The sequence below is a fragment of the Chamaesiphon sp. VAR_69_metabat_338 genome, assembly GCF_031423935.1.
Classification (GTDB): domain Bacteria; phylum Cyanobacteriota; class Cyanobacteriia; order Cyanobacteriales; family Chamaesiphonaceae; genus Chamaesiphon.
On record NZ_JANPGM010000382.1, the window covers coordinates 1 to 2,608 of the forward strand.

At 45.7% G+C, this 2,608-nt stretch carries 5 protein-coding genes and 1 pseudogene; 4 read left to right on the forward strand and 2 right to left on the reverse strand.

Annotated elements, in window-relative coordinates; all coding sequences use genetic code 11:
• Window positions 1-618, forward strand: a 618-nt coding sequence (locus RMO84_RS10655) for a sulfite exporter TauE/SafE family protein (RefSeq protein ID WP_310488440.1), incomplete at its 5' end; no start/stop codon positions are given.
• Between the two features lie 62 nt (window positions 619-680).
• Here RMO84_RS10655 and RMO84_RS10660 read toward each other — a convergent pair.
• On the reverse strand, window positions 681-935 hold the full coding sequence (locus tag RMO84_RS10660) for a hypothetical protein (protein ID WP_310488441.1): 255 nt from the start codon (window positions 933-935) through the stop codon (window positions 681-683).
• A gap of 39 nt (window positions 936-974) precedes the next feature.
• Window positions 975-1,292, reverse strand: coding sequence for a HigA family addiction module antitoxin (locus RMO84_RS10665; RefSeq protein WP_310488442.1), 318 nt, complete (start codon window positions 1,290-1,292; stop codon window positions 975-977).
• Window positions 1,293-1,466: 174 nt separating this feature from the next.
• On the opposite strand from RMO84_RS10665, the gene RMO84_RS10670 reads away from it, so the two are divergent.
• From RMO84_RS10670 to RMO84_RS10680, 3 genes and pseudogenes are all read left to right on the forward strand, one after another.
• Entirely contained in the window at window positions 1,467-1,742 is a 276-nt protein-coding gene (locus tag RMO84_RS10670) for a hypothetical protein (RefSeq protein WP_310488443.1), read from the forward strand.
• Window positions 1,739-2,119, forward strand: a complete 381-nt coding sequence (locus RMO84_RS10675) for a clan AA aspartic protease (RefSeq protein ID WP_310488444.1) — start codon at window positions 1,739-1,741, stop codon at window positions 2,117-2,119. Before RMO84_RS10670 ends, RMO84_RS10675 begins: the two co-directional genes overlap by 4 nt.
• Window positions 2,120-2,173: 54 nt before the next feature.
• Window positions 2,174-2,608, forward strand: a pseudogene (locus RMO84_RS10680) (hypothetical protein); the annotation flags it as partial.

Genomic DNA, 2,608 nt, shown 5'->3' on the forward strand with positions numbered 1-2,608 from the left:
CTCCCACTAACGTTACCCAGCGCGATCGGAGGCGCGATCGCCTATCAAAAAGATCGCCTGATTCATTGGCGAATTGCTGTCTTGACCAGCTTGTGGGGCTGTCCTGGAGTGCTTGTTGGAGCTTGGCTCACAGCATTTATCCCCGCAACTACTCTGATGCTATTAACGGCATTGTTTATTCTCGGCGTGGGTGCCTATGGGTTGAGTGAATTCCGCAGTCGAGCTGTGCCCGAACCGAGGGCGCAATTAAATCGGCGCATCATTCCATACTATTCGCCGCTGGTGGGGCTAATTAATGGATTGCTAGCTAACGGTGGTGGATTGCTGCTCGTCCCGTTCTACCAACTGGGCATCGGGCTAGAGCTAAGGGCTGCTTTGGCGACTTCCCTGGCAACTGTCGCTCTGATGGCATTACCGTCAACGATCGTTCACACTGCTCTGGGACACATTGATTGGGTGTTGACGGGATGGTTGGCGATTGGCGTTTTTCCCTTTACCTATTTAGGAAGTCAACTGGCTCTGCATTTACCCACTCTAATTTTGACTCGTCTTTATAGTCTATTTTTAATTGCATTAGCACTATATTTTGGCTATGTAGAAATTGCAATGCTGCTATAATCTGAGTCCCAGAAATTCCTGAAACCTAGCTGGTTGTCAGTGTCCACCCCATATCAATAAACTTAGTAGCGCGGTTGACAGTCTATAAAACTTAAAGCTTCTCGATTCCGCAAAGCGGACGCTACGCGAACGAGAAAACCCGCGATTGCCATTTCTAAAACCGCTTCGATTGGATAATCGATTTCCTTGGCTCGTCGTTCAAACGCCTCTCGAACGTGAGTCGGGAATGCGGCTAACATCATCCGTGCGGCGACTGGATTCAAATGTTCGATGCTCTCTGGTTCGGAACTAGATGATTTAACACTAAAAGAAGTCATGGTTCATCCCTTATGAGTATTCAAAATCAGGAAGCTTTGCTAAAAACTTGAATTTGTTCGTTGGCGTAGCCTACCATAGGTAATCGATTCCCCTTCTTGTTTTTGGACATGATACAGATCCCATCGCAACTGCAAATTCAACCAGAAGTCATTAGAGACACCAAAAAACTTCGCTAGTCGCAGGGCGGTACTGGGGGTGACACCACGTTTGCCATTGATAATTTCGTTAATCCGTTGATATGGGACATGAATACTGTCCGCCAAATGTTTTTGGGTTAAGCCCAAAGGTTCCAAAAATTCGGTCAGCAGCATTTCGCCTGGATGAGTCGGCGGACGATTTGTGGGAATACGAACCATGATGACGTTCTCCAAATTAGTGATAATCAACTATTTCTACTGCTTGTGCCTCAGATTCTGACCGCTCAAAGCAAATCCGATACTTACCACCTTAACATCGCTACCGATTCTGCAAAGCGGACGCTCCGCGATCGAGTTAAAATGTAGAAGCAGCGTGGAAATAAAGTCAAATCTATGGCAATCCGACAGCCCCGATATAGCAAGGAAGAGTTTGCCCAGCGCGGTGATGCACTTTATGATTCACAGATTCGATCGCAAGTTGAAGAAGGTAATCATGGCAAAATTGTGGCGATAGATATCGAAACCGGAGCCTTTGAAATCGCCGACAGTATTGTAACCGCATCAGAGCATCTTCTTAGCAGAGTCCCCGATGCTCAAACATGGTTTATCCGCATTGGACATCAGGCAGTTTACCATTTTGGGGCGCGGAGTCTAAAAAAATCCGTATGATACATGGCGTGGTAAATCAGAGTTGCGAGGCAATTCTGCCAATCGTGGTGAAGAATGATACTAGAACTCAACTCGTTGATGCAGTAATTGACACGGGGTTTTCGGGCTTTCTAACTCTCCCATTTAGTACAATCGAGTCTCTAGATCTAATTTGGAAGGGGCGCGATGTCGCAACATTGGGAGATGGAACTTCCTGTATTTTTGAAGTTTATATTGCGGTTGTAATCTGGGATGGGCAATATCGCACGATTGACATTAATGAGTCAGAAACCATGCCTCTGATTGGGATGCAATTGTTGCGAGGCTATGATTTACGGATTCAGGCAATAGAAGGCGGTTCTGTCACGATCGAAGCATTGCCATCGAATAAAATTTAGGGAATAGACGGAAAGTTTCCGCATAATAAATAGTTAGCAGTTATGAGCCAAAACATGCAGAGTCGTTTCTTCGCTGACCCTGAAGCAATTCTCGGTACATTAGCGTGCTTATTCATAGCAGATGCTGCCGCCAAAGAGGTTGCAGTTTTAACTTACTCGACACCCGAAATTGTTGAAACAGGCTACGACGATTGGAACGGTGGCACAACAAGCTACACGCTTTATTTGCACGTTCCTTTTTCACTTTATGCTCAACTCTTAGAAGGGCTAGGAAATACAGAGCAGGCAATACTCGATAAAGCGCAGATATTTCTTGTCAAGTTTCAAAACGACTATCTTTCATGTGTAAAAATCATACCTGCCGTAGTTGACGATCCACAGTGGAGGGATAAAGCAACGGCATGGCTCAGTGGTAGCAAAATTACAAATCAAGGCCGAGTTCGTTCAGATAATGTCGCGCCATTAACAACAGATGGTCTGCTATTCCGG